The 17,333-nt window shown below is 71.3% G+C and carries 18 protein-coding genes; 3 read left to right on the forward strand and 15 right to left on the reverse strand.

The features are described from left to right. Positions 1 to 10: 10 nt before the first annotated feature. From ABD352_RS25625 to ABD352_RS25675, 11 genes are all read right to left on the reverse strand, one after another. Positions 11 to 784, reverse strand: coding sequence for an SDR family oxidoreductase (locus ABD352_RS25625; protein ID WP_344615025.1), 774 nt, complete (start codon positions 782 to 784; stop codon positions 11 to 13). A gap of 44 nt (positions 785 to 828) precedes the next feature. Then, complete coding sequence (locus ABD352_RS25630; RefSeq protein WP_344615026.1) at positions 829 to 1,023, reverse strand: ferredoxin; 195 nt, start codon at positions 1,021 to 1,023, stop codon at positions 829 to 831. Between the two features lie 13 nt (positions 1,024 to 1,036). Beyond that, positions 1,037 to 2,287, reverse strand: a complete 1,251-nt coding sequence (locus ABD352_RS25635) for an NADH-ubiquinone oxidoreductase-F iron-sulfur binding region domain-containing protein (RefSeq protein ID WP_344615027.1) — start codon at positions 2,285 to 2,287, stop codon at positions 1,037 to 1,039. Continuing rightward, the gene (locus ABD352_RS25640) at positions 2,284 to 2,940 is read right to left on the reverse strand and encodes an isochorismatase family protein (protein WP_344615028.1); all 657 of its coding nucleotides are present in this window, start codon (positions 2,938 to 2,940) and stop codon (positions 2,284 to 2,286) included. Before ABD352_RS25640 ends, ABD352_RS25635 begins: the two co-directional genes overlap by 4 nt. Positions 2,941 to 2,989: 49 nt before the next feature. Beyond that, complete coding sequence (locus ABD352_RS25645; protein ID WP_344615029.1) at positions 2,990 to 4,396, reverse strand: aromatic ring-hydroxylating oxygenase subunit alpha; 1,407 nt, start codon at positions 4,394 to 4,396, stop codon at positions 2,990 to 2,992. A gap of 47 nt (positions 4,397 to 4,443) precedes the next feature. Then, the gene (locus ABD352_RS25650; protein WP_344615030.1) at positions 4,444 to 4,992 is read right to left on the reverse strand and encodes an aromatic-ring-hydroxylating dioxygenase subunit beta; all 549 of its coding nucleotides are present in this window, start codon (positions 4,990 to 4,992) and stop codon (positions 4,444 to 4,446) included. Positions 4,993 to 5,126: 134 nt separating this feature from the next. After that, positions 5,127 to 6,698 (reverse strand): purine-cytosine permease family protein, encoded by a 1,572-nt coding sequence (locus ABD352_RS25655; protein ID WP_344615031.1) that lies wholly within the window; start codon positions 6,696 to 6,698, stop codon positions 5,127 to 5,129. A 181-nt stretch (positions 6,699 to 6,879) separates the two neighbouring features. After that, entirely contained in the window at positions 6,880 to 7,713 is an 834-nt protein-coding gene (locus tag ABD352_RS25660; RefSeq protein ID WP_344615032.1) for a VOC family protein, read from the reverse strand. A gap of 101 nt (positions 7,714 to 7,814) precedes the next feature. Continuing rightward, a complete protein-coding gene (locus tag ABD352_RS25665; RefSeq protein WP_344615033.1) occupies positions 7,815 to 8,189 on the reverse strand; it encodes a hypothetical protein in 375 nt (124 codons plus the stop codon). 206 nt (positions 8,190 to 8,395) lie between these two features. Next, entirely contained in the window at positions 8,396 to 9,985 is a 1,590-nt protein-coding gene (locus ABD352_RS25670; RefSeq protein WP_344615034.1) for a DUF1593 domain-containing protein, read from the reverse strand. Between the two features lie 469 nt (positions 9,986 to 10,454). Next, a complete protein-coding gene (locus ABD352_RS25675; RefSeq protein WP_344615035.1) occupies positions 10,455 to 11,456 on the reverse strand; it encodes a hypothetical protein in 1,002 nt (333 codons plus the stop codon). A 19-nt stretch (positions 11,457 to 11,475) separates the two neighbouring features. On the opposite strand from ABD352_RS25675, the gene ABD352_RS25680 reads away from it, so the two are divergent. Next, on the forward strand, positions 11,476 to 12,561 hold the full coding sequence (locus tag ABD352_RS25680; protein ID WP_344615036.1) for a cellulose-binding domain-containing protein: 1,086 nt from the start codon (positions 11,476 to 11,478) through the stop codon (positions 12,559 to 12,561). Positions 12,562 to 12,625: 64 nt separating this feature from the next. Here the strand turns inward: ABD352_RS25680 and ABD352_RS25685 are convergent, their stop codons facing one another. The 3 genes from ABD352_RS25685 to ABD352_RS25695 are packed head-to-tail and all read right to left on the reverse strand — an operon-like array spanning position 12,626 to position 14,946. Then, on the reverse strand, positions 12,626 to 13,651 hold the full coding sequence (locus ABD352_RS25685; RefSeq protein ID WP_344615037.1) for a hypothetical protein: 1,026 nt from the start codon (positions 13,649 to 13,651) through the stop codon (positions 12,626 to 12,628). An 11-nt stretch (positions 13,652 to 13,662) separates the two neighbouring features. Continuing rightward, positions 13,663 to 14,166, reverse strand: coding sequence for a SigE family RNA polymerase sigma factor (locus ABD352_RS25690; RefSeq protein ID WP_344615038.1), 504 nt, complete (start codon positions 14,164 to 14,166; stop codon positions 13,663 to 13,665). A 54-nt stretch (positions 14,167 to 14,220) separates the two neighbouring features. Continuing rightward, complete coding sequence (locus ABD352_RS25695; protein ID WP_344615039.1) at positions 14,221 to 14,946, reverse strand: DUF899 family protein; 726 nt, start codon at positions 14,944 to 14,946, stop codon at positions 14,221 to 14,223. Between the two features lie 79 nt (positions 14,947 to 15,025). Between ABD352_RS25695 and ABD352_RS25700 the strand changes: the two genes are divergently transcribed. Next, a complete protein-coding gene (locus tag ABD352_RS25700; protein WP_344615040.1) occupies positions 15,026 to 15,679 on the forward strand; it encodes a winged helix-turn-helix transcriptional regulator in 654 nt (217 codons plus the stop codon). Here ABD352_RS25700 and ABD352_RS25705 read toward each other — a convergent pair. Then, positions 15,670 to 16,752, reverse strand: coding sequence for a M48 family metalloprotease (locus ABD352_RS25705; RefSeq protein ID WP_344615041.1), 1,083 nt, complete (start codon positions 16,750 to 16,752; stop codon positions 15,670 to 15,672). The two genes, ABD352_RS25700 and ABD352_RS25705, sit on opposite strands and share 10 nt — an antisense overlap. Before the next feature lie 155 nt (positions 16,753 to 16,907). Here ABD352_RS25705 and ABD352_RS25710 point away from each other — a divergent pair, with 155 nt between their 5' ends. Then, positions 16,908 to 17,327, forward strand: a complete 420-nt coding sequence (locus ABD352_RS25710; RefSeq protein ID WP_344615042.1) for a helix-turn-helix transcriptional regulator — start codon at positions 16,908 to 16,910, stop codon at positions 17,325 to 17,327. The last annotated feature ends 6 nt before the right edge of the window (positions 17,328 to 17,333 follow it).

The following is a 17,333-nucleotide window of genomic DNA, read 5'->3' on the forward strand; positions in this document are numbered from 1 at the left end:
GGTGGGGGATTCAGTAGGTTGCGCGGACCGCGCCGCCGTCGACGACCAGGGATGAACCCGTCATGAAGCCGGCACGGGGCGAGGCCGCGAAGGCGACGACGTCGGCGATCTCGCGCGCCTGCGCCCAGCGGCCCAGGGGGATGTCGCGGACCACGGCCTCGATCTCCTCGTCGCGGGTGGTGCCGTTCCTGGCCGCCTTCGTCTCGACGATCGCCTGCATCCGGTCCGTGCCGGTGGCCCCGGGCATCACGTGCACGACGCGCACCCCGTGCGGGGCGAGTTCCCCGGCGAGGGTCTTGATGAAGGCGGCGGCGGCCGACCGGTAGGACGCGGAGAGGACGCCGCCGGGGGCCGGCTGGCGGACCCAGGTGGAGCTGAGGAGCACGATCGTGCCGCTGCCCTGCTCGCGCATCCGCCGGCCGCCGGCCACCGCGAGCTGGACCACCGGCCGGAGCAGCAGGTCGTGCGCGGCGGCCCAGTCCTCCCAGCCGGTGTCGAGGGCCGGCACGATCCGCGGCCCGGGGGTGTTGAGCACGAGCACGTCCAGCCGGCCGTGCCGGCTCAGCACGGTGTCGACCAGTCCTCCGGTCTGCTCGGCGTCGGCGAGGTCGCTGACGAGCGGCACGATGACTCCGCCGCCGACCTTCTCGGTCCCCCGGGCGGTCGTGCGGGCGCCCGCGACGACCGTCATGCCTTCCTCGGCCAGCCGCTCGCTGACCGCACGTCCGATGCCTCGGGACGCGGCGGTGACCAGGGCGGTCCCGCCGGTGAGTTCCAGATCCACGGATGTCCTCTTCGTCGTGTGTGCTCGCTGTGGGCCGGCGTCGCTCAGTCGGCGACGGCGATCGCGTCCTCGGGACAGGCCGCGGCGGCCGCCCGGGCGTTCTCCTCCTCGCCGGAGGGCACCGTGCCGTCGCCGATGACGGAGCCGTAGCCCCACTCGTCGAGCTGGAACACGCTCGGGCAGTGCTCGGCGCAGGCTCCGTAGGCCTCGCATTTGGTGGCGTCGAGAACGACTCGCATCGCTTGTCTCCGTTCAGTGGTGCCGTGCGGTGGTCAGGTCGGCGGCGACGCTGCGGGCGAGCGTCGCCGCCCCGTCGAGGAAGGCGCAGGCGCCCCGGCCGGGCAGCGTGGTGCCCCAGCGGGCGAGCTTCTCCCGGTGCTCGGGATGGGTGTCGCCGTCCCGCATCGCGGTCAGCGTGGTGGAGATGGCCTGGGTACCGTTGCGGCAGACCCCGCACTGCCGGGATGACTCCGCGGCATACCAGCCGCCGAGCTCGGCGGCGACCGCGAGGACGTCGTCGTCCGGGCCGAGCGCGGTGATCGCGGCACAGCCGAGGCCGCTGCCGGCGGCCGCGACCTCGGCGTGGGCGCAGCGCAGGCCGGTCAGGTCGCCGGTCAGCATCCCGCCGAACCAGCCGCCCATCAGCAGGCCGGTCGGTTCCCGCAGCGTGGCGCCGGCGGCGGCGAACAGCTCCCCCACGGTGGTCCCCAGCGGGGCCTCCACGACCGCGCCAGCCATCCCGGCGCCGGTGAGGGTGAACAGGGCCGTCCCCGCGGAGCCGGCGGTGCCGACACTGCGGAAGGCGGCGGCGCCGTGGCGCGCGATCCACGCGGCGTGCGCCAGCGTCTCCACATTGGACACCAGCGTCGGCCGCTTGTCGACGCCGCTCTCGAAGGGCCGGGGCGGCTTCGCGAGCGGAAGCGCCGGGCCGCCGTTGATCGCCCGGACGGCGGAGGTCTCCTCGCCGGCAACGTAGCCGTCCGCCGTCCGGAAGATCTCGAGGCTCACGCCGGGCGGTACGAGACCGGCCGCGGTCACGTCGGCGATCGCCCGTGCGGTCGCGGCGACGCTGTCGGCCGCGGAGGCGTAGACGACGGCTCGATCCGCGCCGACCACGCGGGCGGCCAGCAACAGCCCGTCGAGCACCAGGTGCGGGCGGCGGGTCAGCAACCAGCGGTCCTTGGCCGACGCCGGCTCCCCCTCGTGCCCGTTGGCGACCACCACGGTCGGCCCGGGGGCGTCGGCGACCCCGCGCCACTTGACGTGGGCGGGGAACCCGGCGCCGCCGCGGCCGCGCAGGCCGGCGTCCCGTAGCGCATCGACGATTCCCTCGGCGTCGGCGCCGGCGAAGTAGCCGAGCCGCCGCTCGTCGGCCAGCCCCCATTCGGGCGCCTCCGCCGCGGCGATCACCAGTCGTGCCGGGGCGCCGGGCAGCACCCGGGCGGCACCCAGCTCGGCCGGCACCCGATACAGCCTGCTGATGGGGGCGACGGGAGTGCTCATCGGACGGCCCCGCTGACCGACGGTCGAGCCAGCAGCGCGAGGGCCTCGTCGAGATGGACGACGTCGCCGTACTTGGCGTCGATGTCCAGCAGGGCGGCATCGTGCGGCCCCGGCTCCCGATCCCCGGCACACTCGCGGACGACGAAGGCCGGCAGGTCGGCGGCGCAGGCGTCGACGACCGTGGCGCGCACGCACCCCGATGTCGTGGCGCCACACACGAGCAAGCTGTCGGCGCCGAAGCCGGCGAGCACGGCGAGCAGGTCGGTGCCGGCGAACGCCGAGGCGTTCCGCTTGGTCAGCACCGGCTCCTCGGGCCGCCGGCCCAGCCGGGGGTCGATCCGCTCCCACCCGCTGCCCTCCCCCAGCTCGGCGAGGACGGGCATCTTGCGCAGCCAGGTGCTGCGCGCGCCGGGCGGGAACGCGATCGTCGTGAAGAGCACCGGCCGCCCCGCCGCCCGGGCGGCGTCGAGGACCCGCCGGGTCCCGGTCACGACCTCGTCGAGGTCGAATCCGGGGCCGCAGGCGGGGTCGGTGAACCCGGTCTGCAGGTCCACGACGATCACGGCCGGCGACTCGCCGGGGCTCAGGCGCCCGGCGAGGCCACCGGACCGGTACCGGTCCAGGACCCCGGCGGTCCAGTCCGTGCTGCTCATGCGCCCCTCCATGCTGGTGATTCGTGATCGTCGTGCGGCCCGCGCCGGCTCACTCGAGCGGCACGTCCGGCCACTCGCCGGCGCGGGCCCGCATCATCGCGGTGTAGTAGCGGTACAGGTTGCGCTGGACGCCCTCCTCGTAGCGGGTCCAGTACGCGACCCCGGGCCCGGGCCAGTCGGCCACCCGGGTGGAGATGCCGATGCCGGGCATGCCCATCTCGTAGTTGAGCTGGAAGTCGAGCAGCTCCGCCGCGACCGAGCGGCCGGTGCGGCCGACGGTGATCCACGGCTCGGTGTCGTCCATCTCGAAGGCGCCGCCGACGGAGAAGGTGCCGAGGCCGGCGCGGTACGCACGGTCCTTCTGCTCCGGCGTCATGCGCTTGTAGCCGAGGAACCAGTTCCAGATCTCGATCTGCCCCGGGCCCTTGGGTTGCCACGTGCGGATGGTGATGATCCCGGTCGGCGGGAAGTGGCTGCCGTCCTCGGTCATCGGCAGGGCGAGGATGGAGAAGTTCGGGAAGACGTTGCCGACGAACACCCTCGACCGGCGGGCGATGCTGAGCTGGTGCTCGCTGATCCGGCTGGTGTCGAAGCTCGCCGCGAGGCCCTCCGGGAAGCCGAAGAACTTGGGCCCCGGCTCGTTCTCGTCGGGCGCCATCGAGAATGACAGCGAGTGCCCCGGGGCGGCCTGGATGTGGTAGCCCATCATGTTCTCGCGGAAGGGCACCGGGAAGGCGCCGATCTCCCAGACCGAGCGGTGCAGCGTGCCCAGGTGGTAGTCGTCGCCGGAGAAGTTGTCCGCGCCGGACTTCCAGTTGGCGTCGACGACGAACCGCTGCGGCGCGCCGAGCACCTCCAGGCCGTCGGCGTCCAGGCCGAAGAGCAGGTCGAGGTACCAGGACATGCCGCCGAGGTACTCCTGCAGCGGTGGGGCGCTCGGGTCCAGCGTGGCGAAGATCAGGCCGAGGTACGTCGACACCTGCGCGGCGGGGACCAGTCCGTTCTTCGCCTTGTCCATGCCGCCGAAGGCGTTGCGCCACAGCGGGGCTCCGACCAGGGAGCCGTCCGTGGAGTAGGTCCAGCCGTGGTACGGACAGCGGAAGTGCGAGGTGTTGCCCGAGTCGGCGCGGCAGACCTGCACGCCGCGGTGGCGGCAGGCGTCGAAGAGGACATGCAGCGCGCCCCGCTCGTCCCGGGAGACGATGAAGTTGTCCTCACCGATCTTCCGGACGACGTAGTCGCCGTTGGCGGCGACCTCGGACTCGTGGGCCAGAAACACCCAGCAGCGCCCGAAGACCTGGCGAAGCTCATGCTGGTACACGTGCGGGTTACCGAAGATGCCGGCCGGCACCTGCCCGTTGGGCAGGCCTGTCTCCAGCTTGGCGAGCAGGCTGTCGACCTGGGGGTGCAGGTCGGGCGTGGCCGGTGCGGTGGGCCGGTCAACGATTTCCGTCATGACGTTCTCCTCGGAAGCCGCGCGAGTCGGTGGAGGGTTCAGAAGAATCAGAAGAAGAGGGACAGGTTGTGCGTCCCGATCACGGTCAGGTCGAGGTACACGACCCGCTCCAGCAGGCGCAGGCCGTCCTCCTCGCGCCGCAGCACGTCGTGCCGTTCACCGGCGAGGATCTGGGGGACGGTGTGGTCCTGACGGGTGCGGTAGATCAGCACGTTGCTGCGCACGGCGAGCTTGTCGGCGTCGCCGTGCCGGCGGACCCGGACGTTGGTGACGAAGTGCCGCAACCGGGACGGCGGGTCCTCGGCCCAGGCGTACTTGGTCTCGTTGCGAGCGACCTTGCTGCTCAGCGAGCCGTAGTTCTCGTTCAGGTGGAACGTGCCCTCGATGAAGCCCCGGCCGCGGGCCCGCTCGACGGTCTCCCGGATCGGGAGCTGGTAGACGACGTCCTTGCTCACCATCGTCTCGAGCCATTCGCGCTCCCGCAGGTCGTCGAGCAGCTCGGCCTCCAGCAACAGGAAGTCGGTCGCCTCGACGTACTCCACGCTCGCCACCGAAAGCGGCTTCTGATCGGCCATCGGGAGGCTCATCGCGGTCATCGCCCTTCTTTTGCATGCATTTTTGTATGTACGAGTCTGGCACGGATAAGAGCCGCAATACAAGGGTGCCCGGGGGTCCGGATCGGCCGCCCCACCTGCGCGTCGTACTGCCGGCAGGGCGACCTGGCGGATGCCTAGCGGCGGTACTTGCGCGCCGTGGCGCAGGCGTCGCAGACCGGCGCCCCGCCAGCGTTCACGTCACGGTCCATCTCCACCGCGATGTAGGACTTCGTGCAGGCATGGCACTCGATCCAGGTGGCTTTCGGATCGGCGACCTCGGTGCGCGGGTCCAGGGTGTGCGTCTGCCTCCGCGCCGGCAGGCCCTTCACGACCACGGCGTAGAGGACGACGCTGATGACCAGAGCGGCGACCGGTGCCGTGCTCGACAGCAGCGGTGGAACGGACGGCGCCTCGGCCAGGTAGATGCCCACGGCCGCGGCCAGCGCCCAGACCCCCAGGCCCCACGTCACCGCGGGCAGGCGCTGCGCCCGGAACTCCGGGCCACCCTCGCGGTCGGCGGGCACGAGCGCGTAGTGCGTCAGGGCGATGCCGACCCAGGCCACCAGGAACACGCCCTGCCAGATCAGGGCCTGCTGCAGGTAGCTGAAGACGTCGGTGAGCATGAGCAGGAAGGCGACGAGCGTCGTCGCGGCCACCAGCACGGGACGCCGGACGCGGAGGCCGAACAGGTTGTTCAGCACCCGCCCCCAGTTGGAGGAGGCCTGGTAGTAGTTCAGCGTGTTGATCCGGGTCTGCGAGACCACGATCACCAGCAGGCCGACCACGCCCAGGGTGGCGAGTACCGCCTGCACCACGCCGGTCTCGGCGGTGGGCTCGTCCGGGATCACGGCGCGGACGAGGAAGATGCCGGCGGCCCCATTGAGGGCGAACAGCCAGACGTAGAAGAGCCAGCCGAAGGTGATGTTGCGGTGGAAGCCCTCGTCCTCCCGGCGGCCGAGCCGGGCGAAGTCGACGGTCGTCGGCATCGTGAGCCAGATGCCCATGTAGAGGACCGCACCCAGCAGCCAGCCGGGCAGCGGACGGGCCTCGGGCGGGACGACGCCGCCGAAGCTGAGCCAGCTGGGCCCGTCGGCGAACTTCACCGCGGCGACGATGACGGCGGCCAGCATGCCGAGGGTGTAGAAGGGCAGGAGCAAGCCGTTGAGCTTGCCCATCCACGTCTGCACGCTGCCGAGCATCAGCGGCAGCATCACCAGCGCGATGATCGCGTACCAGATGCGGATGTCCATCTTCGGCGTGTAGTGCTGGAACGCCACCGCCAGCGTGCTGCTCTCGAAGACCGCGTAGTACGTGGTGTTCGCCGCGATGAGCAGCGCGGTGAGGGTAGCGCCCAGCACGCCGAACATCCGGCGCGACAGCAGCGTGCTGTTCAGCCCGCTGCGCATGCCCCAGCGGGAGAACAACGCATTGATCAGGGAGTAGCTGACCACCGAAATGCCGATGGCCACGAGCGCGTCGGTGGTGCCGTACAGGCTGGCCGCGAGGGCGCCGTAGAACAACCACACCATCGCGCTGAGCAGCGACCAGAAGGACATCGTCAGCTGCCACCGCCCCACACGGGCGGTCAACGGGACAACATGGTTGCTGTAGTCGTCGGCGAGCTGCTCGGCAACCACCTTGGGGTCATCGGTGGAGGCCGTCTTCAGCTGGGGCGGGGTGGTCGAGATGTCCGGCGCGAGTGCCATGGGGCCTCCCAAGAGGACGACTGCACACACAAGTGCATGCAAAAAGATGTGGCACAGGCAACACTGGAGGCCGTCTTCTTGTCAAGACCCCAGGCGTCCCCTGCCCGAACTGGCCCAGGACCGGCGACAACGCCAGATACCCCACACTCGATCGAGTGCGGGGTGACGACCCTGGAATGCCCTATGGGCGCAGGCGGGACCGGGTGCGGGCCCGGACCTCCTTCTCCTCGTCGGGCAGCACGAAGAGGGTGAGCTGCTCCCCCTCCTGGTCCGCCATGCGCAGGCAGGTCTGCTCCCACGGGGTCCTGGTGACCTGGCCGGTCGTCTGCGCGCCGGCGGCCTCGAGCCGGTCGGCGAGGGCGCGCAGCCGCTCGACGTCGGAGACCTCGACCCGCAGGCCGTGGTCCCGGTGGAGCCTCGTGCCGGTCTCCGCGTCGTCCACGAGGTCCCACTGCGCCTCGTCGAACAGCTCTACGGCGGCGTACACCGCACCGAACAGGACGCCGCGCTGTCCGCCCGGATGCGTCCACTCGTCGACGACCCGCATGCCGAGCCCGTCGCGGTACAGCCGCACCGCCGCGTCGAGGTCGGACACCCGCACGCATATCCGCAGCTCGTCGAACGCGGCCGGATGCGGCTCGGGCTCCAGCTCGGGGCGGCTCACGAGCACGTAGAGGTAGCCATCCGGAGCCCGGAAGTGCGACCAGGCGGTTGCCCACGAGTCCTCGACGCCGTCGTGGACGTCGCCGATGAACTCGACGCCGCCGGCCTCGAGGTGCGCGCGGACCTCCCGTACGTCGTCGACGAGGATGCCGGCGACCGGGTGTTCGAAGAAGTCATGCGCCGAGTCGGACGGCTTGAAGACCTCGAAGCCGCTGCCGTCGGGGAACCGGAAGACCCGCGCCCCGTCCTGCTCCCGCTCGACGGGCAGACCCAGCTGCCCCATGAGCAGCTGCGTCATCTCCTCCAGCCGGGGACTGCTCGATCCGAGCCACGCCAAACCAAGAACCTTCACCAGGACTCCCTTTGCATGCTCTTTTGCATACACTCACCCTAGGACTTCCCGAGGAGTTCGCTCAAGGGTCCGGGCGTCACATCCCCAGCGACGGCCTCAGGTCAGGCGCTCGGGGAGCGGCCCGGCGGTGAGCAGGGCGACGATGCTGAGCAGCGCGGCCGCAGCGCGTCGTTCGACACGCCGGCGTTGAGACCGATCCGCACGCCGTGCGCCGGCGCCGCCCGGCTGGCGGCGTAGTCGTCCCCCGCGAGAGCAGCACCCCGAGCTGGCGGGCCGCGGCGACCAGCTGCCCGGAGGTCCACGGCTCGGGCAGCGGCAGCCACAGGTGGGGCGCGCGGGTCCGCCGCGACCGCGTACGGCGCGAGCAGGCTCGCGGCGACGGCGTGCCGTGCGGTGGCCGCGGCCACCCGGGCGACGGCCACCCGGGCGACGGCCACCCGCGCCGCGGTGCCGTCGGCGACCCAGCAGGCGAACACCTCGCCCGCCGTCGCGGCGGCCGTTGTCCCGTTCGCCGCCGTGCCGGTGCTGCTGTCGGCCGTGAGGCGGCTGCGGGCGATGCCATCCGAGCCGCTCGCCGGCGGTGGAATACCCCGGCGTCATCGCGGCCTGGCACGACGGGCCCGCTGCGACTGATGCGCAACGTTTTCTGGGGCCCATCGTGCCAGGCTGCTTGCCGGATCCGTCAGCTGGTGACGGTGAGCACGACGCGCTGGTACGAGGTCAGCGCCGGGGTTCCGTTGTCCGTGACCTGGAGGATGAGGTGGATCGTCTGACCGGGTGCGGCGTCATCCGGGATACGGATCCGCACGACGTTCTGGTGCTGCCCGCGGGAGATCGGGCTGATCGTGACGGTCCCCGGGTAGGTGTCGGCGTCCGCGTACTGCCACCAGCTGCCGGTGACCTCGTTCCCGTCCGGGTCGCCCTCGATGCCGGTGAGCTCAACCGTCTGACCGCGCGAGACATTGCGGTTGAGCTGACCGGCCACCTTGGCCGTCGGCGCGTGGTTGGCCTTGGCGTACTGCGAGGTCACGGTCCACTGCATTCTGGCGGCGAAGTCCTGCTGGGCCGCGCCGAACCAGCGGCTGGAGGCGTAACTGCTCGACGGGACGCCGTTCGGACCGGTGTCGTTGCCCTTGCGTCCGCCCCAGCCGCCATAGGTGGCGTCGACGTATCCGCGCAGACCGTTGTCGATGAGGTTCATGAAGATCGAGGTGTCGCCCTCGGAGATCCAGGAGCCCTGTTCTTGCGGGGGTGTCCAGACGACGTACCCCATCGCCTTGAGCTGCGCGGTCGTGAGACCGGAGAAGCCGAAGTGGTCGAAGATGTCGCCGGGGACCATCTGCTTTCCGTCGCCCCAGACCCGGTAGAAGGCGCCGAACGGTCCGACGGTGGACACGTTCGCCTTGGTCCATTCGGCGGACAGGTACTTGGCGTCCTGCGGGAGCACGGCGTTGCGGGCGCCGTAGCCCCAGATGCTGGTGGACATCTGACGGAACTCGATGCCGGGCCAGTTCGGGCCGATGTAGCTGGCGTAGGCGCCGTCCTGGTCGCCGAACGACTGGATGATGGCCTTCTGCGACACCTTCTTGGAGATCGCCGGCCAGCTCGGCGTGCTCCCGTACTGGTCCTTGATGGACTTCAGAGCCCGGGCGATCGTGCTCTGGCCGGCGCCGGTGAGCAGGTAGACGGGACCGGGTCGGTTGTCCAGCAGGCTCTGCTTGATCAGGTTCGAGCCCGGCGAGTCCTTGGAGATGTCACCGTCGAACTCGATGTTGCCGTTGTAGATCTTCGACCGCAGATCGGCCGGCGAGGGGTAACCTTCGGCGTGCCGGCGCAGGTTGGGGTACACCTGTCCGTAGATGTCGACCGCGTCGTTGATGAACCGCTCGCCGGGCTTCCAGCGCCACGACGTGCACGGGCAGATGTTGAGTCCGAACCTGGTGTACTCGCGTCCGGGCACGAACCACGTCGTACCCTTGCCGTCGCCGGCCCAGTGCACGCCGCTGCTGGCGTAGACGAGGCCCTCGGTGTCGAACTCGTTGCTGTACAGCAGGTAGCGCACGAGCGTGTTCTGGTCGTCGAGCTCCGGGTCGTTCATGAGGATGACGCGGGGCTTGTGCTGGCCATTGTCGGAGTGGTCGTCCGGCTGATCGGCGAACGCGGACGCGCCATTGGTCGTGATCATGATTCCCGCGAGCAGTGCCGCCGTCATCGCACGCAGCCCGCGCCGGCGCACGGACCGCCGGACGGTCGGACCGGGAAGTAGTCGCATAGATCCTCCTCGGCGTCCAGAGGGATGCACCCCTGGAACGTTCATCGGCCCTCGGCGCCACGCGGCCGTGAATATATATTCAGATCTGACTTGATATATAGCGTTAATGAGTGCGACACAAAAGTCAAGAGCGTCGCTGCCACCGGCTTCGAATCGCGAAAGGTTCGTCCACTTAGGACAACGGGATGTGGTGCCCGCGCCGTTCTCGGGAGCGGCGCATCATGACCCCATGCAGGATTGCGGGCCGTCATACGCCGACGGAGGCCCCACCGGCTGGACACCGCCGCGCTGGACCGTGTGCCGCTTCAACGACGTCTGTTGAGGTCCGGCTTCGCGAAATCCGCGCGACGGATGGATTCCGGATCGGCACGATTGGACGTCATGAGCATCGCCGCCCCCGACTATCTCGTGCTGCCGCCGCGGCCCGACAGGACCGCGGAACTGCTGGCCTCCGCGGCACAGCGCCGGGCTAGTCAACGTAATTGGGGGCGGCCAGCGGCAACGACGCCAATTCATCGGTGCTGGCCGGCCGCACGCGGATGCCGTCCGGGGCCGACCATTGGCCCGCCGGGATCCCCACCGCCACGATGTCGAGTTCGAAGCTCCCGTCCACGACGGTCAGGGCGTGGGCGGTGTGTTCCTGCCGGACGGTGCAGTCCCGGCATCGCCATACCGACACCCGCAGGTCTGCCGGTCCACGCATGTCGACCTCGAGCGCCGGCCCGTCGGCCCGCGCCGCGGCCACGGTGTAGCCCGGAACCACCGGCAACACGTGCGGCGCCGACGCGTAAGTGGCCTTGCGCCACCGGTACTGCGAGGCGTCGTCGTAGGCGATCATCAGCGGTGCGGCCGCGACGGCGACGACGCTCGCGAGCACGCGCACCCTCCGCGACGCGCCCCGGCCGAACCCGACGCCGGCCGCGCCGTACATCAGCAGGACGACCAGCGCCCAACCCAGGCGCTGCTCGGTCGTCGATCCGGAAGGTCCGCTCGTGATCGCGCCGACCAGCAGCACGACCCACATGGCGAACGGCGCGGCGAGCACCCAGGAAAGCCGCCACCGCTGCGCTCGCTGCCTGACGAACTCCCAGAGCGCGATGCAGGAAACCGCCGCGACGGCGATCACGATCACCGGGCCGTACCCGAGGAACACGACGATGGCGCCAAGGCCGTCCGCGGAGGCCACGTCGGCCGTGAAGGCCCAGACCGCCCAAGCGATCGGCACTCCCGCAGCCATGCCGAGCAGGCCCGGCCGCCACCACCTGACAGGCGCCGCCGCCCCGTCATCCATGGCGCCAGCCTGCCATTCGCCCGTCCGGCCGCGCGATAGCCGAACCAGTACCTTCACAACATCACCACCCGCCCCGGGCGGTTTGAAACTTTCGCGGTGCACGCTCGCCGGGTTTTCGGATTGTTGCTTCCACCTTGCCGAAAAGGTTTTCGGCGAACACAGTGACTCATCCGTGAACACGAATGGAAGGAGATGAGCGTTGCGCCGTCAACAGATCCGCAGCCTCGTGGCGGTCGCCGCCACCGTCGGCCTCGCCGCGGGCGGGGCGGCCGTCGCCACGGTGGCCAGTGCCGCCACCGCCGGTTGCCAGGTGTCGTACACCATCAGCTCGCAATGGCAGGGCGGCTTCGGCGCCAACGTGGCGATCACCAACCTCGGCGACCCCGTCAACGGCTGGACGCTGACCTGGAGCTTCGCCAACGGCCAGACCGTCACCCAGGCCTGGAACGCCACGGTCGTGCAGAGCGGCTCGTCCGTGTCGGCCACGAACGTGTCGTACAACGGCGCCCTGGGCACGGGCGCGAGCACGTCCTTCGGCTTCAACGGGGCCTGGAACGGCACCAACGCGGTGCCGACGGCCTTCCGGCTCAACAACGTCGCCTGCACGGGCAGCGTCAACCCCACCACGAGCGCGTCGCCGACCCGGTCCGCCACGCCGTCGCCGACGCCGAGCAGCACCGGGTCCACCGGGCCGGCGCTGAAGACCGTGCGGGTCTTCTGGCTCAAGCCGACCGATGTGGCCTTCGACCAGCGCTACCCCGACGGCATCGCGAGCGTGATGCGGGAGGCCCAGCGGTACTACAAGCAGGAACTGGGCAAGACGTTCGCGCTGAACTCCACCGTCGTCGAGGTGGTCAACGGCGAGCACAACGCCCAGTGGTACATCACCACGAACTGCAACACGAGTGACCATTACTGGTGCGTGGTCGAGAACATGCAGGCGGAGCTGATGCGCCGGTTCGGCATCGCGGGCCAGGACAGCCGCTGGCTGTGCGTCGGTGAGATCAGCGCCGAGGAGGCCGGCAAGTCCGGCGGCGGCGGAGGCCCCGGCTGGGTCATCCTCAGCGGTCACGACGCCGACGGCGCGGCCGGCATCAACGGCGCCATGAACCGCTGGTACGGCGGCATGGTCCACGAGCTCGGCCACGGCTTCGGCCTGCCCGACTCGACGTCGACGGACGGCACCCCGATGTCGGCGTCGTTCTACAGCTACCCGAACACCCACTTCAGCCAGGCCCAGAAGAACGCGATCCTGGCCGGCCCGTACGGCAGCCTCCTCTCCTGACCCGAACCCGGCCCGCGGTCACCAGGCTCACCTGGTGACCGCGCGTCGTGCCCGAGGCGGACCGTCATCCGGTCACGGTCACGTCCAGCCCGTCGGTGGCGAGTTCGGCGATGGCCACCTTGCCGTCGCTGAAGACCGCCATCCAGCGCAGCCGCGCGACACCCGGTTGGGCCGGTGCCGATATCCGCATCTCGAACGTCGTGCGGGTGTGCGCGCCGAGGCGTTTCGGCGCGCAGTTCAGCAGATATGTGCCCGCACTCGTGCCGAGACTCTGCCGTACCTGCGGGCACGGGGTCAGCTGCACCGCCTGGTTCATCGTGTTGATGATCGTGACAAGGTAGACCAACTGCTCGCCTACCCGCACGGTCTTCGGCGCCGTCATCTGCACGGTCAGCGCCATGTTGAGCAGCGGCGGCTGCACGTACCACCCGGACATCTCGAGGCCGCACGACGGATCGACGCCGTCGAGGGGATATGTGCGGCCCGCAACCTCGAGCATCACATCGCGGTAGCGGCCCGGCGAGCATGCGGAACCCGTCCGCAGATCCACCCGCACCGGCTCTCCCGCGCCCACGGTGGCCGGGAACTGCCGGGCCGGGTCCGCGGGCAGCACCAGATCGGCGGCGTCGGCCGTGACCCGCACCCCGGTCGTGCTGTCGACCGCCGTCACCCGCGGGCGGCCGCTCAGCGTGCACCGCTCCGCCCTGATGTTGCCGATCAGCAGCGTCCGCAGGCCGTCGCCCGGCTCGCTCCACATGTCGCCGAGGTCTTCGGCGGTGCAGGCCTGTCGGTCGGGCCGCGGACTGCGCCGGGCGACGTCGTACCGCTGCGCGACCGTCTCGCCGACCCACGGCACCGCGCCGCCGGCCCCCACCTGCCCGCCGCCGTCTCCGCCGAGCCGGCCCGATATCAGCGCCGCGCTCACCAGCACCGGCAGCAGTACGCCGACCGCCGCCAGAGCCACCATCCCGGCCCGCCGCCGACGGCGTCGCCGCACCCCGCCGCCGACCCGCTCCACGGCGTCGTCCCAGCCCGGCAACGCGTGCCGATCGTCGGCGAGCGTGTCCCGCAGTCGCGTCTCCAGATCCACGGCCGCCTCCCTCATGCCTTCTCGGCGCGCGCCATCGGGTCGCCGCTCATCGCGGCACGTAGCTTGGCCAGCGCCCGGGCCGCGTTGCTCTTCACGGTGCCGACCGCGCACCCGAGTACGTCTGCGGTCTCGGCCTCGGACATGTCGGCGTAGTAGCGCAGCACGAGCGTCGCGCGCTGCTGCCGCGGCAGCGTCCGCAGCAATGCCCAGAGCTCGTCGTCAGCGTCCGGCGAGGGCGGCACCGCCCCATCGGGCGGCGAGGCGACCAGCCGCTCCCGCCGGCCGCGCCGCAGGCCGTTGAGATGCCGGTTGACGATGATCCGCCGCACGTATCCCTCGGGATCGTCGGCGTTCTGAATCCGCCGCCAGGCGACGCCCGCGCGCTCCAGCGCGTCCTGCACGAGATCCTCGGCCGCGTGGCGATCCCCCGACAGCACGTGGGCGAAGCGCAGCAGAGCGACGTGTCGGCCGCGGACGAAGTCCTCGAACCCCAGCGGCGCTTCCCACCTGGTCATACCCCAAGGACACGATCGCCCGCGGAAAGGTTGCATCCCATCCGGCGCCGCGGCTCAGTGGCGGCCCAGGTCGTCGTCCCGGCCGGCGGCCAGGCGCGACCACTGGGAGGTGGGCCGCCCGTCGAGCCGGAACTGGTCGCCGTCGGTCCGGAAGGGCTGCGGCCAGCCCTCCGGCGAGTCCTCCCAGGCTTCCTGGCGGCCGTGGACGGTCATGTCGAGCAGCCCGTACGACGGTGCCATCGCCTCGACGCCCCGGCCGGTGGTCCAGTAGGTCTCGAACACCCGGTCGCCCCGGCGGAGGTAACACGCCTTCATCCCGAAGGCGCGGCCCGCGACGAGGGCGTCGAGCGACTCCGCGGGCACCGAGTACCAGGGCGCCCGCCAGCCCATGAAGTCGCGGTAGCGCGAGGATTCCTCGAAGGGCCCCTGGCAGAAGACGGCGAACGTGACGTCACGCGAGTGCAGGTACGACAGCTCGAGCACCTGACCGGTGAAGAACGTGCAGCCCTCGCACTGGTCGGCGGCCGGCCTGCCCGTGTGCCACATGTGGTACGAGGCGAACAGCTGGGTCCTGCCCTCGAAGACGTCGAGCAGCGGCACCGGTCCGTCGGCGCCGATCAGCCGCGTCGCCGGATCGACCTCGACCATCGGCAGCCGGCGGCGGGCCGCGGCGATGGCATCGCCCTCGCGGGTGTGCGCCTTCTCGCGGAGCCGGAGCTCGTCGAGCTGCTGCTGCCAGGTCTGACGGTCGGTGATCGGGGGTACCGGTGGCATGGACATGGGCTCCTCCTCGCGTCGGCCACTATGACGCTAATAGTGAGTACTATGGTCAGGCAAGCGCAACAGGGGGAGGTTGTCCATGCCGGCTCAGCGGGGCTATCGGCAGGCCTGCGGCGTCGCCCGCGGCCTCGACATCGTGGGTGAGCGGTGGTCGCTGCTGGTCGTGCGGGAGCTGCTGCTCGGGCCGAAACGGTTCACCGACCTGCAGCAGGCGCTGCCGACCGCCAGCCCGAACGCACTCTCCGACCGGCTCCGCGAGCTCACCGACGCGGGTGTCGTCGTGCGCCGGCAGCTGCCCCCGCCGAGCGGCGCGCGGGTCTACGAGCTGACCGCGTGGGGCCGCGGCCTCGAGCCGATCGTGATCGCGCTCGGCACCTGGGCACTGGCCGCCCCGCCGACCGCGGAGCAGCGCTTCGTGAGCGCGGACAGCGCCATGCTCGCCATCCGGACCTACTTCGTGCCGGCGCCGGAGCGGCCCGCGGCGACGCTGCGGATCGAGCTACGGGACCACGGTCCCGCCGGGGTGTTCGGCGTCCGCTGTACGCCGGCCGGGGCCGAGGTCGGTCACGAGCCGCCCGAAGCGCCGGACGCCGTCCTGATCACCACGACGGACGCCCTCCTCGCCGCCTTCGGCGCGGAGGACCTCACCGGCCTCACCATCGTCGGCGATCCCGAGACCGTACAGCGGATGCTCGTGGCCGTGCGCGTCCCGGCGCACGGCGGCTACGCGTAGGCGGCGTCGGCGGCGCGCAGGCGGTCGAACCACGGGGCGAGTTCGGCGTCGATGCGCTCCGCCTCGGGCTCGGACATGGTCACGGCCGGCGGGTGGTCGCCGTGGACCCCGACCATGTGCGCCCGGCGCCCGGTCGGCGGGTGGGTCGCGCGCAGGGACGCCTCGACCCGCAGCGACCGCTGGCACAGCTGGTCCAGGTCCCGGCCCCGCCGGGCGGCCTGGCCCGCGGTACGCCAGTCCGCGGGGCGATCCGGTCGGCCGTGCATCGCCTTCAGTGCCGAGCCCAGCGCGGGGCCGACGAGCAGGAACTCGATCAGGGCGGCCACGGCGGCGGTGCCCGCGGCCTCGGCGGCGATCTGGTCGGCGAGGTACTCGGCCCGCTGGCCGTCGCGCCGGGCCGCCACGAGCACGGCCACGTGCAGCAGGTACAGCGGCAGCAGGACCACGAAGGCCAGCGGGCCGAAGACGCGCAGCAGCGCCGCGCGCAGCGTGTCGATGATCGTGGCGAGGGTGTTGAGCGCCGTGGCGACCAGCCGGCCGTCGCGCACGTCCTGGTTGACGAAGTGGCCCAGTTCGTGGCCGATCAGGCCGGCGCGCTGCTGTGCGGGCAGCGCGGCCCACAGCGGCAGGCCCAGGCAGAGCACCCGCCGCCGGCCGAGTCGCATGGTCCAGGCGTTGACGCCGTCCTCGACCGCCACCACGTCGGGCATCGGCGCGCCGGTCGCCGCGGCGACCCGCTCCAGCGCCGCGAACAGGGTCGGCGCGGCCTCCCGCGAGACCTCCCACGCTCCCGCCGGGAGCTTGCGGACGAACCGGGGCCGCCCCGCGACGGCGAGCAGCAGGAGGATCAGGCCGAGCACGGGCGTGAAGCCGATCAGGTACAGGCCGAGGAGCAACAGCACCGGCGGCACGGCGACGACCAGCGCGGCCAGCGCGAGCACGAGCAGCCGGCCGACCCCTGGGCCGCGACGGGGCACGCCGCCGGACGCGCGGGCGAAGGCGCGCGCGTCGAGGAAGAACGCCAGCCGGTGGGCGAGGCGGTCAAGTAGCGGATTGCCCCATTCCGACGGCATTGTCCGGCGGTCGTACGCCGCCAGGTGCCACTGGCACGCGGGGCACCACGGCCGCTCCGCCGGGGGCGCGGACAGCTGCTGTGAGCAGCGGGGACATACCTCACTCCGAGGGGGCATGGCTGCACATTGTGCGGCATCCGTGCCATGCTCGGGAGGTGACCCCCGAGGATCTCAAGCACCTGCGCCGGGCCCGCGACCTGATCGACCGGGAGTACGCCCGCCCGCTCGACGTGCCCGCGATGGCGCAGGCGGCGCTGATGTCCCCGGCCCACTTCTCCCGGCAGTTCCGCGCGGTCTTCGGCGAGACGCCGTACACGTACCTGATGACCCGGCGCATCGAGCGGGCCAAGGCGCTGCTGCGCCGGGGTGACCTCTCCGTCACCGAGGTGTGCCTGGCCGTGGGGGCCACGTCGCTGGGCTCGTTCAGCACCCGGTTCACGGAGCTGGTCGGGGAGAGCCCGAGCGCGTACCGCTCCCGCAACCACAGCGCCACCGCGGTCATCCCGGGGTGCTGGGTCAAGCTGGTCACGCGTCCGAGCCGTCACCCGCAGGCGCAGGCCGGCACAGCCGGGTAGGTTCGT

Source organism: Dactylosporangium salmoneum, assembly GCF_039532525.1.
Lineage (GTDB): Bacteria > Actinomycetota > Actinomycetes > Mycobacteriales > Micromonosporaceae > Dactylosporangium > Dactylosporangium salmoneum.

Excerpts from the sequence above, each read along its gene's own strand:
- ABD352_RS25705 (WP_344615041.1), bottom strand. The coding sequence starts at position 16,752 with ATGCCGTCGGAATGGGGCAATCCGCTACTTGACCGCCTCGCCCACCGG.
- ABD352_RS25630 (WP_344615026.1), bottom strand. The coding sequence starts at position 1,023 with ATGCGAGTCGTTCTCGACGCCACCAAATGCGAGGCCTACGGAGCCTGC.
- ABD352_RS25695 (WP_344615039.1), bottom strand. The coding sequence starts at position 14,946 with ATGTCCATGCCACCGGTACCCCCGATCACCGACCGTCAGACCTGGCAG.
- ABD352_RS25670 (WP_344615034.1), bottom strand. The coding sequence starts at position 9,985 with ATGCGACTACTTCCCGGTCCGACCGTCCGGCGGTCCGTGCGCCGGCGC.
- ABD352_RS25650 (WP_344615030.1), bottom strand. The coding sequence starts at position 4,992 with ATGACCGCGATGAGCCTCCCGATGGCCGATCAGAAGCCGCTTTCGGTG.
- ABD352_RS25640 (WP_344615028.1), bottom strand. The coding sequence starts at position 2,940 with ATGAGCAGCACGGACTGGACCGCCGGGGTCCTGGACCGGTACCGGTCC.
- ABD352_RS25700 (WP_344615040.1), top strand. The coding sequence starts at position 15,026 with ATGCCGGCTCAGCGGGGCTATCGGCAGGCCTGCGGCGTCGCCCGCGGC.
- ABD352_RS25645 (WP_344615029.1), bottom strand. The coding sequence starts at position 4,396 with ATGACGGAAATCGTTGACCGGCCCACCGCACCGGCCACGCCCGACCTG.
- ABD352_RS25635 (WP_344615027.1), bottom strand. The coding sequence starts at position 2,287 with ATGAGCACTCCCGTCGCCCCCATCAGCAGGCTGTATCGGGTGCCGGCC.
- ABD352_RS25690 (WP_344615038.1), bottom strand. The coding sequence starts at position 14,166 with ATGACCAGGTGGGAAGCGCCGCTGGGGTTCGAGGACTTCGTCCGCGGC.
- ABD352_RS25655 (WP_344615031.1), bottom strand. The coding sequence starts at position 6,698 with ATGGCACTCGCGCCGGACATCTCGACCACCCCGCCCCAGCTGAAGACG.